This window comes from Streptococcus sp. 29887, from assembly GCF_032595075.1.
Lineage (GTDB): Bacteria > Bacillota > Bacilli > Lactobacillales > Streptococcaceae > Streptococcus > Streptococcus iners.
The window spans coordinates 1041939-1059018 of record NZ_CP118735.1; the positions used below are offsets into that span (position 1 = coordinate 1041939).

General features: G+C 41.8%; 10 protein-coding genes and 3 pseudogenes. 10 read left to right on the forward strand and 3 right to left on the reverse strand.

The window, feature by feature from the left end; genetic code table 11:
* Positions 1-34: 34 nt before the first annotated feature.
* Positions 35-1418 (reverse strand): annotated as a pseudogene (locus tag PW252_RS05255) (transposase).
* A 661-nt stretch (positions 1419-2079) separates the two neighbouring features.
* On the opposite strand from PW252_RS05255, the gene secY2 reads away from it, so the two are divergent.
* Genes secY2 through PW252_RS05295 form a run of 8 tightly spaced genes read left to right on the forward strand, consistent with a single transcriptional unit; the run spans position 2080 to position 12438 of the window.
* The gene (gene secY2 / locus PW252_RS05260) at positions 2080-3333 is read left to right on the forward strand and encodes an accessory Sec system protein translocase subunit SecY2 (RefSeq protein ID WP_248051486.1); all 1254 of its coding nucleotides are present in this window, start codon (positions 2080-2082) and stop codon (positions 3331-3333) included.
* Between the two features lie 10 nt (positions 3334-3343).
* Entirely contained in the window at positions 3344-4915 is a 1572-nt protein-coding gene (gene asp1 / locus PW252_RS05265) for an accessory Sec system protein Asp1 (protein ID WP_248051484.1), read from the forward strand.
* A gap of 4 nt (positions 4916-4919) precedes the next feature.
* On the forward strand, positions 4920-6494 hold the full coding sequence (asp2, locus tag PW252_RS05270) for an accessory Sec system protein Asp2 (RefSeq protein ID WP_248051482.1): 1575 nt from the start codon (positions 4920-4922) through the stop codon (positions 6492-6494).
* A complete protein-coding gene (gene asp3, locus PW252_RS05275; RefSeq protein ID WP_248051480.1) occupies positions 6494-7036 on the forward strand; it encodes an accessory Sec system protein Asp3 in 543 nt (180 codons plus the stop codon). The genes asp2 and asp3 overlap by 1 nt, the downstream gene beginning before the upstream one ends.
* A 13-nt stretch (positions 7037-7049) precedes the next feature.
* A complete protein-coding gene (secA2, locus tag PW252_RS05280) occupies positions 7050-9428 on the forward strand; it encodes an accessory Sec system translocase SecA2 (RefSeq protein ID WP_248051478.1) in 2379 nt (792 codons plus the stop codon).
* Between the two features lie 15 nt (positions 9429-9443).
* Positions 9444-10943, forward strand: a complete 1500-nt coding sequence (gene gtfA / locus PW252_RS05285; RefSeq protein ID WP_248051476.1) for an accessory Sec system glycosyltransferase GtfA — start codon at positions 9444-9446, stop codon at positions 10941-10943.
* A gap of 1 nt (position 10944) precedes the next feature.
* A complete protein-coding gene (gene gtfB / locus PW252_RS05290; protein WP_248051474.1) occupies positions 10945-12270 on the forward strand; it encodes an accessory Sec system glycosylation chaperone GtfB in 1326 nt (441 codons plus the stop codon).
* Complete coding sequence (locus PW252_RS05295) at positions 12271-12438, forward strand: hypothetical protein (protein WP_248051471.1); 168 nt, start codon at positions 12271-12273, stop codon at positions 12436-12438.
* Positions 12439-12612: 174 nt separating this feature from the next.
* Here the strand turns inward: PW252_RS05295 and PW252_RS05300 are convergent.
* Positions 12613-12777: pseudogene (locus PW252_RS05300) on the reverse strand (ISL3 family transposase); the annotation flags it as partial.
* A 941-nt stretch (positions 12778-13718) separates the two neighbouring features.
* Between PW252_RS05300 and ltrA the strand changes: the two are divergent.
* Positions 13719-14822, forward strand: a pseudogene (ltrA, locus tag PW252_RS05305) (group II intron reverse transcriptase/maturase); the annotation flags it as partial.
* Positions 14823-15052: 230 nt separating this feature from the next.
* On the opposite strand, the gene PW252_RS05310 reads toward ltrA, so the two are convergent.
* Complete coding sequence (locus tag PW252_RS05310) at positions 15053-16255, reverse strand: IS110 family RNA-guided transposase (protein ID WP_316716854.1); 1203 nt, start codon at positions 16253-16255, stop codon at positions 15053-15055.
* A gap of 532 nt (positions 16256-16787) precedes the next feature.
* Here PW252_RS05310 and PW252_RS05315 point away from each other — a divergent pair.
* Positions 16788-17042, forward strand: coding sequence for a DNA-binding protein (locus PW252_RS05315; protein WP_248050359.1), 255 nt, complete (start codon positions 16788-16790; stop codon positions 17040-17042).
* The last annotated feature ends 38 nt before the right edge of the window (positions 17043-17080 follow it).

The following is a 17080-nucleotide window of genomic DNA, read 5'->3' on the forward strand; positions in this document are numbered from 1 at the left end:
GGCTCTTTGTCAACTGTAGTGGGTAGATGAAAAGCTAACACCTAGAGAGGACGAACTTCGTTCTCTCTTTCTTTATGTTCAAAGCAATCAAAATTCGCTTTTTAAAGTTTTCAAAGTTCCTGAAACCAAAGGCATTTCTCTTAATGACTTTGATGAGATTATTAGTAGCTTCCAGTTTGGCGTTGGAATAAGGCAATTCTAGGGCATTCAAAACCTTGTCTTTATCCTTTAGAAATGTCTTAAATACCGTCTGGAAAATAGGATTAACAGTGGCTATTTCCTGTTCGATGAGGTCAAAGAAATGGTCTGAGTTCTTCTCTTGGAAATGAAATAAGAGAAGCTGATAGAGTTCATAGTGCTGTCGGAGTTCATCTGAGTAGGATAGGAGTTTTTCTAGAATTTCCTTGTTAGTCAAGTGCATGCGAAACATAGGGCGATAAAATCGTTTATCGCTGAGTTCGCGGCTATCTTGTTGAAGTAAATCAGTCCGGTGGACTGATTTAGCCTGAGCCTAGAAATAAGAAAGCGAGGTTTCCAGTAACGTTTCAAAGCACGGTATTCCTGCGATTTTCTATCGAGTTGGTTCATAATTTGAATACGAATACGGTTCATAGCACGACTAAGGTGTTGCACGATATGAAAGCGGTTGAGTACAATTTTTGCATTGGGGAGTGAAACAGTCTGGGAATAGACTGTTTCAGCCTGAGCTTAGAAATTGGAGAGCGAAGGGGTTAGCAAGTTGATAATAGGGACTAAACATATCCATGGTAATGACTTTGACTTGATTTCTAACCTTTCTAGGATAGCGTAGAAAGTGGTTTCGGATGGTTGCTTGTGTTCTTCCGTCCAGAATAGTAATGACATTTAGGGAGTTGAAATCTTGAGCGATAAAGCTCATTTTCCCCTTCTTGAAGGCAGCTCAAACAGTCTATCCCCAGACTGTTTGACTCCCATCTCATCACCTCAGGTAAGGTATTCCAATCTGTTTTAAACTTGAACTCATTAAGCTTTCTCAGAACTGACGATGTTGAAATTGATAGCCTGTGTGCAATATGTGTCATTGCTTGCTTTTCGATGAGTAATTGGGCGATTTTCTGGTTAACCGCGACAGAGATTTGGTGGTTCTTCTTGACAAGAGGAGTTTCAGCAACCGCTATTTTTCCGCAATCTTTACACTTGAAGCGACGCTTTCGAAGACGAATAAGCAGTGGGAAACCAGCAGTTTCTAGATAGGGGATTTTGGAGGCTTTTTGGAAATCGTATTTAGCCATTTGTCCCTTGCAGGAAGGGCATTTAGGGGCTGTGTAATCCAAGTGACCGTGGAGTTCTAAGTGAGTTCCCATATCATATTCATCAGTGATAACGATATTTTTATCTTTAATTCTGAGAAAATTTGTGATAAGATTTAGTTGTTCCATATGAGTCTTTCTAATGAGTTGTTTAGTCGCTTTTCATTATAGGTCATATGGGACTTTTTTTCTATACTCAAAAAGGCTCCATAATCTCTACAGTGGATTTACCCACTACAGAAATTATAGAGCCAAGAAAAGTAGCTAGCAAATGCCAGCTACTTTCTTTGTATCAAGTTCTGATTTAAATATGGAAAAACCGATAATCAGTTGAATAATAGACAAAGAAACAGTACACTAATAGATAAGTAATGGAACGGTTAGCAGTTTTTATGGAAAAAGCTGGCGCATAAGATTTTTTAGACTCATTTAACCTTAAAATAGTAGAATCAAAAAAGGAAAAATAAGTGTCAACTAGCTATATTTTCTGTAGGAAAATTGAAAATGTATTCATTGAAAAACTTAGTATTTTCACAGTCTTGTTATTGACTTAGCCTAGCAATAGTGCTAAAATTGAGAGACTCTTTTGGACATATTTAAAACTAGTAAGACATGAGCAAAAACGCAGTTAAAAAATGATTTTTTAACACTTTTATTGAAACAGCGAATAAGAATGAACAAGTCATACTAGTTGAATCGAAGCTGCCCTTTAACGAGGGCGACTTCGATTTATCATATGTGGGGATAAGGTCTTATCCCTAGATATGATAAGGAATAGGAAGTTTATATTATGAAAAATATATGGAGAAACTATCGTTCTTCTACTCTAGCTAATCGCCTGACCTGGATGGTTGGCATCGTATTTGTCTATACGTTGGGGAAATATATCCCAATCGCAACCCTTCCTGCTGCAGGCATTGAAGCGGGTGCATATAAATTAGATAGTGCCTTGGAGAACTTGGCCATGGTAACAGGCGGTCAGTTTTCGACCCTGAATCTATTTTCTCTCGGGCTGAGTCCTTGGATGACAGGGATGATCTTGTGGCGTTTTTTGACACTCTTTAAGACAATTAAAGGTTTAACTGCCCAACAAAGCCATCGCTACCGCATGTTACTGATGTTTATTATAGCCTTGATCCAGTCCATTGGGTTTAGCTCCCTATCAGATTACTATCAGTTTAGTCAGTTTGGTGACTATTCACTCCCAATCTTAAGGGGAATTACAATGGTAGTGATGATTGCCGGTAGTTTTGTCCTCATGTGGTTGGCAAATGTGAATGGCCGTAAGGGCTTAGGAGGCCCATCGGTTATTATTGTCTCCAACATGATTTTAACCTTTATCATCAATATTATCCGGTATTTTTCAGAAAATCGGTTGGGAGGCCTCGAATTTTTGTTGACGATTGTGGTGATTGCACTAATCGCTTCTGCCTTGATTTGGATTACAGTCGTCGTCTATCGAGCAGAGTATCGGATTCCGATTCGACGGATTATGATTATCAGTGCATTTGTCGAATCCACCTATATCCCAATTCGGGTGACGCCGGCAGGAGGGATGCCTTTCATGTATGCGATGACGCTGATGTCCTTGCCTCCAATTCTGATTTCAGCTCTGTTGCAGATTTTTCCAGAAAATCCTATATTGAAGGAGCTGGTTGGGAAGGTGAGTATTTCAGAATTACTCGGGATTCTGGTGTATATCTTCTTGCTCTTCATCTTAGCTATTGGTTTTGCCTACTTCAATATAGACCCGACTGAAGTCGCGGAAAATATGCAGAAAAGCGGGGACTATATCGAGAATGTTCGTCCAGGAGAGGCAACTCGGAAGTACATTTCTTTCTATCTAAATCGTTTAACCTTGGTTGGTGCGATCTATACCTGCTTGATGGGAGGTGTGCCCTTGCTTCTGGTGTGGAGCCAGCAAGGGCAAATCAGTATCGCACTGTTGATCAACAATATTTATATTGTCACTACCCTTTTGTTGGGCATAGTGGAACAGGTTCGTATTCTTCGTTCATGGAGAGAATACGACGAGATTATTTAAAGGAGTTACTATGTTTTATTTTGTCCCATCCTGGTATCAAGGAAATCGTAAGTGGTATATGGAAGCCCCATTATGGTTTCGTGTCATTGAAAATATGACCTTTGACGATGCCGTGAATCAATTGAAGACCTTCCAGGCTGCGGGTGAAGAAACGATGATGCTCTTGTTGGGGTACCAACCCCATTTGCGCTATTTTTTGCACCGTCAAGATATTCTTTCAACCCCTTACTGGTCCTTCTTTGACGAGATTCAAAATATCCAAAGCAAAAATACCAAGGTGCTCCAGGTAACTGATTTGACTTGGCCACAGGGGGCACGTTTTGTCTATACTCCCTTTGCCTTGTTGGTCAAAATTGGGGATGAACGGATTGCGGAAGTGCATTTTGCTGAAAGCGGCAATCTCTTGAAAGTGGAATACTTTAAGGAGAATGAAGTTACCTACCATTACCTGTTTGACGATCGTGGATTTTTATCGAGTATCCTTTATTTTTCAGATGGGCAGCCTAGCCATCAGGACTATCTGAATGAAAATGGGGTCTGGCAGGTTCGTGAGCACTTGGCAGAAGCTTCCAATCTCATTACCGTCAACCCACGGGCAGATCAGGAATTCTTCCAGCTGGCTTATGAGAGTTGGGATGATTTGATTTTAGAGAAATTATTCTTCTTCAAACGTCTGCGTATGACAGAACATGACTACTTGGTTATGGCAGTCCATGAACAACATAATCGCCTATTGTTGGATGTTTTTGAGCAACAGAAAAAAGTGTTGTCCTTTAGCGGTGACCGTTACAGTCTCCAAGAGGGCAGTGACTTAAAGCGTCTTGCTCAGGAAGGTGATGTCCTGGTAGTGGATTCGGAGAAAAACAAGCTGGCTCTTGAGTACAGTCTGGCCCAGCTGGGAACCCCTGCTCACCATGTCAGCAAGGTGACGCCGTTTGATACACGTTTGCGTTTAGGACGCAGTCAGACGGTCAAGGAATTGATTATTTACTGGCAGATAGACGGTGCAAGCCGTGAAGACTATTTACAAACCCTGCATGTTTTATTGCAGTTAATGGAAGAAAATCCCTTGATTGAATTAGATATTGTCAGCTATGAACGTGCACGCAATATGAAGGCTTTGGAAAGTGAATTAATTGCTCTTCTGCAGGAAAAATACACACTTGCTCGGTTCATGAAAGTATCGGAAGAGGCCGGTGAAAACCAATTGGAAGAGGATCAAGAGATGACCTTGTCCAGCATTCGCTTCCATACCTTTACCAATGAAAATCAGATCATTCGCCAATTAGATACGACCCGATTGGTATTGGATTTGGGACAGGTTCCGCATCTTTATACTCAGATTGCTAGTATTAGCGCCGGAATCCCACAAGTCAATAGCCAAGCTTCAGAGTATGTAACGCATGGGGAAAATGGTTGGATTGTGATGGGAATTAAAGATCTGACAGAAGCAGTAGCTTATTACTTTGATGGTCTGACAAACTGGAATAGGTCCCTTGTTTCAACTGTTCAAAAAATGGGGGATTACACTAGCGGTCGCATTATAGATCAGTGGAAAGAATTATTAGAAAATAAAGGCTAACAGAATGAAAATTTTACAGATAGGAAGCCAAGATTGGTCGCAGGGAAAGGAGCTTCCAGCAGATCTGGAATGGCTTTATACGAGTGCAGAAGGCATTACAGACCTTCTCCAAGAGTTAAACGATGCAGCTTTGGCAAAAACTCCTGCTGAAAAATTAGCAGAAATGGGAGAAAATCCCAAGGTACCACTTTACTTTACAGGTATCCTAGTGACCGATTCTCTATCGGAAAAGCAACTTGAACCTTTGATGAATAACATCGAAGCTTACGCTGTCTTTATGACAGAAAATGTGGAGGTCTTTGATATAGCTCCGACTGGTTTTTACCGCAGAAAGGTGATGTCTTACCTACCTATACAGGGAAGTCAGGAAGAGTTGATCGCTTTTCTCCATATGAACCTTTTTTCAGGACAATATGGGGCTAAGTTAAAGATCCCTGAGATTGATGTTAATCCCAACTTTACAGGTCAAGTTGATTATGAGGGCAATGTCGGTGTTACGTTTACAGGTGATTTTTGGGAGAATTTTCAACCCCTAATGACATTTCGTTATAACTTGGGGACCTTTCCCATGTCTCTTGAAATCTGGTTGGAATACATAAAAAATGGAGACTGTGAACTTCGTCTAGAGTTGGATCTGATCCGTAAGGGATCTTTAGCGGATGTTTTTGAGAAACAGATCTTGAGTGAAGAAGAAATGAAAGAACCTTATGTTCTAGCACCCCATCCAGAGGTTGGTTTCTATAGTGTGTCTGTTTCTGCCAGAGGGACAGGATCTATCAAGACTGGTGTACTCCATTGGCGTTATTCGCGTTCTGGACTTGGCCGCTTTGTCTTAGGGGGCAAGCGCCATTCGGATGCCAAACGCCAAGAAATTTTTCATTACTTTAACCCGGGAGATATGAAACCTCCTTTGAATGTATATTTCTCTGGTTTTCGGGGAGCGGAAGGGTTTGAAGGTTTCTTCATGATGAAACGCTTGGGAGCTCCCTTTCTACTCGTAGCCGATCCGCGTTTGGAGGGTGGATGCTTCTATTCTGGGACAGATGAATTAGAAGAAGGGGTTCAAAAAGCGATTGAGGATGCTTTAGATTACCTAGGTTTTGAAAAGCAACAGCTGATTCTTTCTGGTCTATCAATGGGGGCATTCGGAGGTCTTTACTATTCTTCTTATTTTAATCCCCATGCTGTTATCGTCGGGAAGCCGTTTACAAACTTAGGAGAGACTGTTTCTAATTTGAAGTTGAAGCGTCCCGGCGAGTTTGAAACCAGTGGTGACATGATTCGTAATGTTGTCGGTGGAGCTGATTCTGCCTCGGTTGAAGCCTTTAACCAACGATTCTGGGATAAATTTGGCGAATCTGATTTTCATACGACTCAATTTGCGATTGCGTATATGGAGCAGGATGACTATGATGGCAATGCTATGGAACGCCTGATTGATTATTTGGCGGATAAAGATGTCCATATTTTCTGTAAGGGGTATGAAGGCCGACACAATGACAATAGTCGTGCCATCAACCGTTGGTTTATGGCTCAGTACCATAAGATTTTAAAAAATGATTTTGGAAGGGACATGTAATGGTAGAAGCGTTAGTGCAAAAATTACTCTGGACAGGAGTAACTCCAGGTGTGAACTACTTGTACGGTTCAATGATTCAGATACAGGATGACTCGATTTTCTTTGAGAACCTTCATTTTTCACCAGGTAAACCCATTAAAACTTGGCGGTCTCAGACTAACTACCAGGCCAATCGTTCTTGTCCAGAACTCCCCTTGCTCTATCCAGGAGTTACCTATCGCCTAGAGCAAAAGGTCACCATTGTGCCTGAACAGACCGCCTATTTTCAAATTCAATATTTCAATCGCCAGAATGAGGAAATCCAACGGGATATCCTCAGAAATGGGCAAGAAGAATTTACCTTTCCTAAAGATGCCTTCAGTTATCGGATTTCCCTAATGAGTGCAGGTTGTCGGCAGGTGGAATTCTTCCATATTGCGATTTATGGACCTGAAAATAGCGCCAAACCTTTGATAGAAGGAAATCATGTCAGCAGTTACACATCAGGTCAGGAACCTGAGGAACTAAGATTGGTGAGTCGCTTGATTCACCAAAAAGGATAAGGGAATAGCAACCATGCAATACAAGACTTCTTTGCTGAATCAGATACGGTTGAGAAAGATTAAAAAATTAACCCGACAGATTAATGCTCTGTCCGATACCTATGAAGGGATGACCGATCAAGACTTGGCTAATCAAACAAATCTCTTTAAGGCGCGCTTGGAAGCAGGTGAGGACCTAGACGATTTGCTGGTAGAAGCGTTTGCGGTTTGTAGGGAGGCCTGTTACCGTGTCCTAGGTCAATTTCCTTATGATGTGCAGGTGATGGGGGGAATTGCCCTCCATCAAGGGACCATTGCGGAGATGAAGACTGGTGAGGGAAAAACCCTGACGGCGACAATGCCCCTATACCTCAATGCCCTATCAGGAAATGGCGCGATTTTGGTCACCACCAATGAGTATCTGGCCAAGCGGGATGCTCTGGAAATGGGGCAAGTCTATGAGTTTCTCGGCCTAACTGTTGGTCTTGGTGTCTATGATGATGACCAAGAAGGAGATGCAGAGACCAAACGAATGGTCTATGGAGCCGATATCACCTATGTAACAGGTGCTGGTCTGGGTTTTGATTACCTGTCTGATAACCTTGCTTCTTCAAAGAGCGAGAAGTTCCTACGTGACTTTAACTATGTTATTGTTGATGAGGCGGATGCGGTCTTGCTAGATAGCGCCCAAACTCCTCTCATCATATCAGGGACCCCTCGAGTTCAATCCAATATGTACGATATCTGCGATCAGTTTGTACTAACTTTGGGCGAAGAGGAGTTTTACTTTGACCCAGATAAAAAGGAAGTCTATTTGACGGACAAGGGCAATGACTATGCGGAACACTATTTCGCAGAAGAGAGTATTTACAATGCAGACAACTGGGAGCTTAATCGCCATATCAACCTAGCCTTACGGGCCCACTATCTCTACAAGAAAAATCATGATTATGTGGTACAGGATGATGAGGTCAAGCTCTTGGACAATCGAACAGGACGTGTGTTAGAAGGCACCCGTCTACAATCTGGTATTCACCAAGCCTTGGAAACCAAGGAAAATGTGAAGAAAACCAAAGAAAGTCGTGCCATGGGCTCAGTTACCTATCAAAGCCTCTTCAACATGTTCCCTAAACTTGCAGGAATGACAGGTACAGGACACCAGGCAGAGGATGAATTGATTTCGACTTATAAGGTTCCAGTTATCTCCATTCCGACCAATGTGCCGATTCAACGAATCGATTATCCAGATAAAATTTATACCACTCTTCCAGAAAAATTGTATGCAACGATGGAGCTGGTTAAGGAGCTGCATGCCAAGGGACAACCTGTGCTGTTGATTTCTGGAACTGTGGAAATCACCCAAATTTATTCGCAACTGCTCTTGCAAGAAGGGATTGCCCATTCGACGCTGACAGCCAATAACGTGGCAAAAGAAGCCTTGATTATCAAAGAGGCTGGTCAGTTGGGAACGGTGACTTGTGCGACTATCATGGCCGGCCGTGGGACTGATATTAAGTTGGGACCAGGTGTGGAACAATTGGGTGGTTTGGCAGTTGTTGGAACCGAGCGGATGGCCAATAGTCGGATGGACTGGCAGTTGCGCGGTCGAGCAGGCCGTCAAGGTGAACCAGGTATGTCTCAGTTCTTTGTCTCCTTGGAAGATGAATTGTTGACCAACTATGGTCCGGAATGGGTCAAAAAATACTTTAAAAAGCATAATCGTGAAGATCGTAGAAATTATGGTCGAGCTTTGACAGGTCGCCGCTTCCATGCGGCTATTCATCAAGCTCAAGAAAAGAGTGAGGATAATGCTGTCAGTGCTCGTCAATCAACTATTCGCTTTGATGAAAGCCTGCGAGTCCAGCGCCAGAAGATTTATGGCTTGCGGGACCGCTTGATTCTTGATGATGAGAACTTGGCGGAAAATGTTCGCCAGATCATGGAAGAAGTGATCGATTCTTATTTGGCCGAGAACAAGGAGCGAACACGCCATCAGCTACGCCGCTATATCTTGGACAACTATAGCTATGCTTTCAGGTATTTCCCAAGAGCTTTAGACTTGGACGATGACCAGGACGTTAAGAACTATTTGTTAAAATTGGTGGAAGAAGAAGTGGCTAAAAAAGGGATGCTTTTGCAGTCAGAAGAAGCTTTGTCAGAGTTCTATCGTCTGTCTGTTTTGAAGGCAATTGATGAGTGCTGGGTCGAAGAAGTTGACAGTCTCCAACAATTGAAGGGGGTTGTCACAACACGATCTACAGCCCAGAGGGATGGGATGTCCGAATACTACCAAGAATCCCTGCGTTCCTACAAACAGATGTCTGATTTTGTCAAACAGAAAATCGCTCGAAATGTTATGCTCAGTACCATAGAGCAATCGAAAGATGGAAAACATTCTATTTATTTTGTATAAGAAAAGGAACAGAAGATGACCATTTATAATGTCAACCGTGGAATTGGTTGGGCCAGCAGCGGAGTAGAGTATGCCCAAGCCTATCGGGCCAGCATTTTTAGAAAGATTGGCCAAGATAGTAAATTTATTTTTACAGATATGTTTCAAGGAGAAAACCTGGCTCATTTTACAGCCAATATTGGCTTTGAAGACCAGGAAATTATCTGGCTCTATGGCTTTTTTACCGATGTCAAGATTGCAGCGACAACCTATCCTTTGATGGAGTTTGAAGCCAGTCTAGATTCTGATTTTATCAAGGTTTCACAGAGCCCCGAATCTGTCAAATACCAGCATAAAGACAAGGACTTGGTCATCTTGGTGTTTACACGGAAAAATCATCCAGACTATGTACAAAAGGTAGAGTTTCTTTCCAAAGGGAAGCTGATTCGCAAGGACTACTATAGCTATACCAAGATGTTTTCGGAATACTATGCTCCAGTGGATAATGCACCTGTTTTAAATGTGCGGGTATTTTTCAACGAAGATGGTTCTATCGCCTATGAAGAAAACTGTTCTGGTGACCAGAGTATCTTCCGTTTTCCTGATGCTATCCTTTGTACAAAAGAGGAGTTGATTGGTCGCATGTTGGAGCGATTGGCTCTGACAAAAGAGGACATTATCTTGATTGATCGTGCTACTGGGACAGGTCAGGCGATTCTGCGCCACCGAGGAGAGGCCCGTGTGGCGGTCGTGATTCATGCAGAGCATTACAATATGAATTCTGTGACGGAAGAAACCATTCTTTGGAATAACTATTACGAATATCAGTTTTCGAATGCGGATAAGATTGATGCCTTTATTACCTCAACCAAGGCGCAAGCGGAAACGCTGGCGGCCCAATTTGAGACCTATACGCCTTTCCGCCCGAAAATTTTTACTTTACCAGTTGGTAGTTTGGATGAATTGCGCCAGCCCGAAGGGGACCGTCGTCCTTTCTCTTTAGTGACCTGTTCGCGACTGGCTAGTGAGAAACACATTGATTGGTTGGTGGATGCGGTGATTCAGGCCCAAAAATACTTGCCAGACCTTCAGTTTGATATTTATGGTGAGGGTGGGCAACGTAGCCGCTTGGAAGCCATGATCAAAGAACACGATGCTTGGTCTTTTATTCGCTTGATGGGGCACCATGATTTAACAGAGGTTTATAAACACTACCAAGCCTACTTGGCAGGTTCGACCTCAGAAGGTTTTGGTTTGACCTTGATGGAAGCCATTGGTTCTGGCCTGCCGATTATTGGCTTGGATGTTCCTTATGGCAACCAAACCTTTGTGCAGGATGGACGAAATGGCAGCTTGATCAGTCGTTTGGACATTGATGATCCAACTGTCTATGGCCGACTCTTTGCCGAAAAACTGCTGGACCTATTCCAATCAGGTCAGCTGGAAGACTGGCAGGCGGCATCCTATGACCGTGCTAAGGAATTTCTGACGGTCGAATTGGAAAAAGCGTGGCTGCGCTTTATTGAGGAGGTTTAAAATGATTCAATTATATGATAGCTTCCATCAGGCCAGTAAGGATCTGTATTATTCACTGACTCAGGCAGGTTTCCAAGGTCCTGTGGTTGTCATTAATGATGATGGTTTTCTACCAGAAGGTGTGACCTCTGCCTATTCATACTATTGCCAAATGGAGACAGGTCAGGGGTGCTCGCTTTATTTCAACCAACTCCAAGTCCCTCCTTTTTGGGAAATTACAGGGACCAATGGTGAAGGGGAAGTCTGGGATTACAGCCAACGGAAGGCAAAGATTTTTTATGCCGAACCCAAGCACCTCCGTCGCATCAAAAATGTTGACTGGTTTGGACCAAATGAAAAGGTACGTTTTACAGACCACTACAATCGCTTTGGTTGGTTGTTTGCACGAACCTATTTTAATGCCGAGCAGAAGGTGACTAGCCGTATTTATTTCAATCAGGCAAAACAAGAGGTCTTGGTTGAGAATTTCATGACGGGTGACATTCAGTTAAACTGGCAGGGAAAAGTGTATTTCTTTGACAATCGTGTGGAATTGTTCCGCCATTATTTTGCGGAAATGGGCTGGGAATTGTCAGAGATTTGGTACAACTCTTTATCGACTCCTTTTTTCCTCTCCTACAACAGTCCAGAAGCAGGTCAAGATATCCTATTTTGGCAGGAAGGTATCCAGGAGGACATCCCAGGAAATATGAAGGTCATGTTGAATTCTTCCCACGTTCGTACACAACGTGTTTTGGTACAGCAGCGTCAGGTTTATCAGAAGATGATGGATATCTTGCCGGAAGAACAAAAGGCCAAGATTGCTTACCTAGGTTATATCTATCCAAGCTTGCGTGAGAATGCTGGACGAAAGGAAATCCTTATCCTAACCAACTCGGATCAGATTGAGAAATTAGAGGAGCTAACCCAAGCACTACCAGACTTCCACTTCCATATCGGCGCATTGACAGAAATGTCTCAACGATTGATGGCTTTTGAAGCGAAGTCAAATATTACCCTCTATCCAAATATTTCACAGAAACAGCTGCAACAATTGTTCCAAGAATGCGATATCTACCTCGATATCAATCATAGTGGAGAAGTAATGGATGCGGTTCGCAAGGCCTTTGAGCAAAATATGGTGATTTTGGCCTTTGAGCAAACCATTCATAACCGTGATCTGATTCCAGCTTCCCACCGCTTTGATGCCAGCCAGCCAACTAACATGGTGATGGCTTTGGCAGGCTTTGCAGCATCTTATCCACAGATGGTGGCCTTGCAACGTGAAGAAACTAGCAATGAATCTGTTACTGGCTACCAACTGTTACTTGGGAAGGAGGAGCGCTAAATGGCAGAGAAACGCAATCCCTTATTGGATGAAGCGATTGAGAAACAGATCAAGGAAGCTCGCTATGTTGAGCCTAAGAAAGACAAGCAGAGACGGAATTATTTTTACCTCACCATCATTTTCCTTGTGACATTGGCAGTTATTTTCTCCCTCCTTCGTTACTTATAGAAATTCTTGCCTACAAGCTAATTGAAATCTTGAAAATTGCATGAAAATGTGAGAAAATATGTCAAATAAGAATGTGGGGGAAGAGCCATGTGAGACGATATACTCTTGAATGACCGAGCGGCTGCTCTTGCTGATCAATTGGTCCCAGTTTTAGGGTATTTTGGATGGTTTTTAGAAGTCGTACTTGGCCATCTGCCCTTGGTAATGTTGGCATATGGGAGCAGGGCAATCCAGCTTAGCTATGACCACTTTGCGGCTCCTGGCATCCACAACCTCCAAAATAACGATATTAGGGTCTTTAATTCCGAGTAGTTGTGTGATAAAATTGAATTGTTCCATATGAGTCTATCTAAATGATAGTTTTGTCGCTTTTCATTGTAAGTCATATGGGACTTTTTTTCTACACTCAAAAAGGCTCCATAATCTCTACAGTGGATTTACCCACTACAGTCTTATAGAGCCTGTTTGTCTTTTTCTGTGTACGAAGGAGCATGTCGTACACCTGAGGTGGAAGTTCTCCGTGGGCACCCGCTACAGGTGAACCCAATAGCGACTCCCAAGCCTGACTATCGTGAGGTAGCGGATTAAAACGGTCTGAGGAGAGACCGATTTAAGTCTGACGCTAGAAACCAAGATCGTCAGAGGAAGGGATAGCGAAAACGTGGCACTACGAACAGAAACGTGATACGAAGGCGTATATAGCGGACAAGGTGGCTCAGAAAACTAAAATCCAAAAAGGTAGTCGTACCTATATGCGTAAATCACGAGTGTAATTGAATTCGGACTAAGGTCAGTGTGAAAAAGATAATTCCTCCTAGAGTCACTGGATTCTTCGTCGGAATTCCTATTCTCACTTAGACCTTTTAACGTCCTCATATCTTGTGTAAACGAGGAAAGATGTATGACTTATTCCGTGAGGTCTCATGGTCGTCAATAAGATGCAGTAACAACGAATCATGAGAAGCACCTCGCCTATTGTTGTTATCAACATATTCTTCGTTGAACAACAATGGCTGGGGCAAGCTCTCAGCCGAAGCTATAGTAGTGATGAAATTTCTGTAATGGAAACGGAACGAAGGACTGAATATTTCAATAGTCAGGGGAGTGACTGTTGAAAGTTTGACACTAAAGATATAGGCTGTCAAACAGAAGTATACTTACTTCACTTGTGTCTGTAAAGAATGGTCTGATAGAATTGGATGCAGTCATGTATTGACTAGAAGAAAGTTCGCCAATAGAAGATATCCTACAGACACCGAAACAAGAAAGCTAATATACACATGTCACAGTTACTAGATAATATCCTATCTCGTTCAAATATGTTGGATGCTTACAATCAAGTTAGAGCTAACAAAGGTTCAGCAGGAATTGACGGTATAACTATTGACGAAATAGATGACTATCTCCGCAAACACTGGCGGTCAACTAAAGAACTCATAAAGCAGAGAAAGTACAAACCTCAGCCAGTTTTACGAGTTGAAATTCCCAAGCCTAACGGCGGAGTTCGTCAGCTAGGTATCCCAACGGTCATGGATAGAATGATACAACAAGCTATTGTCCAAGTCATTAGTCCTATTTGTGAACCCTATTTCTCTGAGAAGAGCTACGGATTCAGACCCAATCGGTCCTGCGAACATGCCGTTATCCAGTTATTAGAATATCTTAATGACGGCTATGAGTGGATAGTGGACATAGACCTTGAGAAGTTTTTCGATACTGTTCCTCAAGATAGACTGATGTCACTTGTTCATAACATTATCCAGGATGGAGATACAGAATCTTTAATTCGTAAGTACCTTCATTCTGGTGTAGTCATCAACGGACAACGGTATAAAACACTAGTTGGAACGCCACAGGGAGGAAACCTATCACCGCTCCTGTCCAATATCATGCTTAATGAGCTAGATAAAGAGTTGGAAAATCGCGGACTTCGCTTCGTTCGCTACGCAGATGACTGCGTCATTACAGCTGGTAGTGAGGTGGCGGCTAAACGTGTGATGCATTCAATTAGTCGTTATATTGAAAAACGATTAGGTTTGAAAGTCAACATGACCAAGACCAAGATTGTGAGACCGAGCAAATTAAAGTACCTAGGATTTGGGCTCTGGAAATCATCTGAGGGCTGGAAAAGTCGTCCACATCAGGATAGCGTACAGAGTTTCAAGAGAGAACTCAAGAAACTAACAGGCCGTAAGTGGAGCATTGACTTAGACAACCGAATTGAGCGACTAAACTGGGTCATCCGAGGTTGGATAAACTACTTTTCTATGACGAACATGAAATCAGTCATGGAAAGCATTGATGAACGACTAAAAACTCGAATAAGAGTTGTTATCTGGAAACAATGGAAGAAGAAATCTAGGCGACTATGGGGACTTCTCAAAAAATAACAAAATCAAAACGCTCCATATCCACTTGGAGTGGTAGGTGGCTATTTTCTACCATTTGTCAAGCCTATCAAGGTATTTGATGAAAAATATTTTGAGTTCAATAGTCAAAATAAGGAAATTGTTTTCTTTTGGACTAAAGTTTCGTGTAAAAAAGAGTACACGAAATTAACACCTTATGTTGAAAATTTTTGATAAGGTGTTACAATAATATTGCATAAACAATCTTACTGATTTTGGGTTAAAGTGTAATCGTAAAGTTTGTTATGCATAATGAGGTAATACATTGTCCGAATGAGACGATGTATGGAGGCAATCGTGTGTGGCTTTGTAGAAGTCGTTTGCGATTGTCTTTTTCTTTTCTCATAAAAGTCGGCGATATGGCAAGGATTGGTGTGACTGGCTGAAGCGATATTGTGAATGCATTTGAACAGAATCTTTCTAGCGTAGGGATTGCCACGCTTGGTAATGTGTTCCTTAGCGAGGAAGTTACCAGATTCATAGTGTCTCAGGTCAATACCGATAAAGGCATTGATTTGATTGGTAGACTGAAAACGGCGAATATCTCCCAGTTCACCAATAATACTTGTTGCAGTAGTCTCAGCTATTCCAGGAATAGAGAGCAGAATGTCATATTCAGGTAATGGCTGAGCTAGTTCCACCATTTGGTCTAGGACAGCTTGTCTCTGTTCAGAAAGCCGAAGCAATTCTTTTGCATAGTAACGCACCTCTTCTAGTATTGGAGAGGTTTTCTTGACGGCACAGTAAGATTGATTAGCTAGTGCTATCAGCTTCTCGGCTAAGTACGCTACACGCTTGTCCGAAATCCGTTTTGAAGTAGATTGACGAATGCTTTCTGAGAGTTCGTCCTTGCTTAAATCAAGCACGAAGTCCTTGCAAGGAAAAGCTATGACCAGGTTCCAGTATTGTTCGCCAGATGGTGTTGATAAGATATTTTCCAATTCAGGAAAAGTGACTTGTAAGACCTTGTGCAGACGGTTTTTAGCTCGAACAATGTCCTCGGTCAGATTCTGATAGAAACGGCTAAGATCCCGCAAGTTTTGGTAGACTTCTTCTTGGACATAAGTGGGTTTACGATTCAGCACAAATTGAGATTGAGCCAGTTTTTCGGCGTCAATTTGATCTGTTTTCCGCACACGCAAGCTATCCAGTTGCTTCTTAGCTTCTAAGGGATTAAGCCGCGTATAAGCGTAGCCATGATTATCCAGAAAAGCTTGAAGACGACGAGAATAGACACCTGTTGCTTCAAAGATGATTTCTGGCTTATGAACGGTTTTCAAATCGCCAAGTAGCCGAGCAAAGCCGATGGCATCATTGGACATGGTATAGCCATGAACTTTCTCACCATTGACTAGAATGGCCACTTCTGAACTTGCCTTACTCACATCAATCCCAAAAACTGCACGCATGATATTACCTCTTTGTCTTGAATGATTCCTTGTTTTAGTGATGTCATTTTCAATACTCGACGTCTGGCGTCCCACATACTTTGATAACATTCTTTCTAAAACAGGTGTCTTGCCAGTTTTTGATGCGACGTCTAGCGTCAAAAAGCCCCACGACTTAACAAGACACCTCTACTTTATCATAAAGAAAAAGTAGTGAGTACTCTCTCCCGTCGGAGATTTCTTCACTACTAATCTTAGTATGTTTTTGATTTTAAATGAGTATTAACTTTATGAAAATTGACTTCAAGTTCGGAGGACTATAATATATTTGCCTTTTGTAGAATCAGTGATTTTCGTCTGTAAGTTTATTTTTTGTCTATATATAAATAATAAGAATCACTGCCAATTGAAGCATTTTATATCATCTATTAATCTTTATTTAATCACTTCTATGTAACTTTTTTTCATCAGAAAAAGACTTACTGTTATTTTTTGTCTAAATTTCACTGCAATTGTGGCATACTATTTTTGAGTTAAGAAAGTGGATCAATTTATGAATTCAAAAAATAGTAAGTATCGCAATGATATGAATTTTGGTATCGAAAGTGGCTGGGGTGATAAGAAAACTATTTTGAAAATTTGGTCAGGGCTGTCTATACACACTTTGAACAGATGGCTACGTGAAATGAAGAAGAGTAAAAAATTTCGAGATGCAGTTATTAATCCATCACATAAAACATTGTTTGTTCAAATTGACCGACTTGAAGAATTTCTGAGATATAAGGACAAAAAGAAAATAAAACAATGAAGACGAAAATTAAAAAAAATGGTAGAATAGATGGGTTA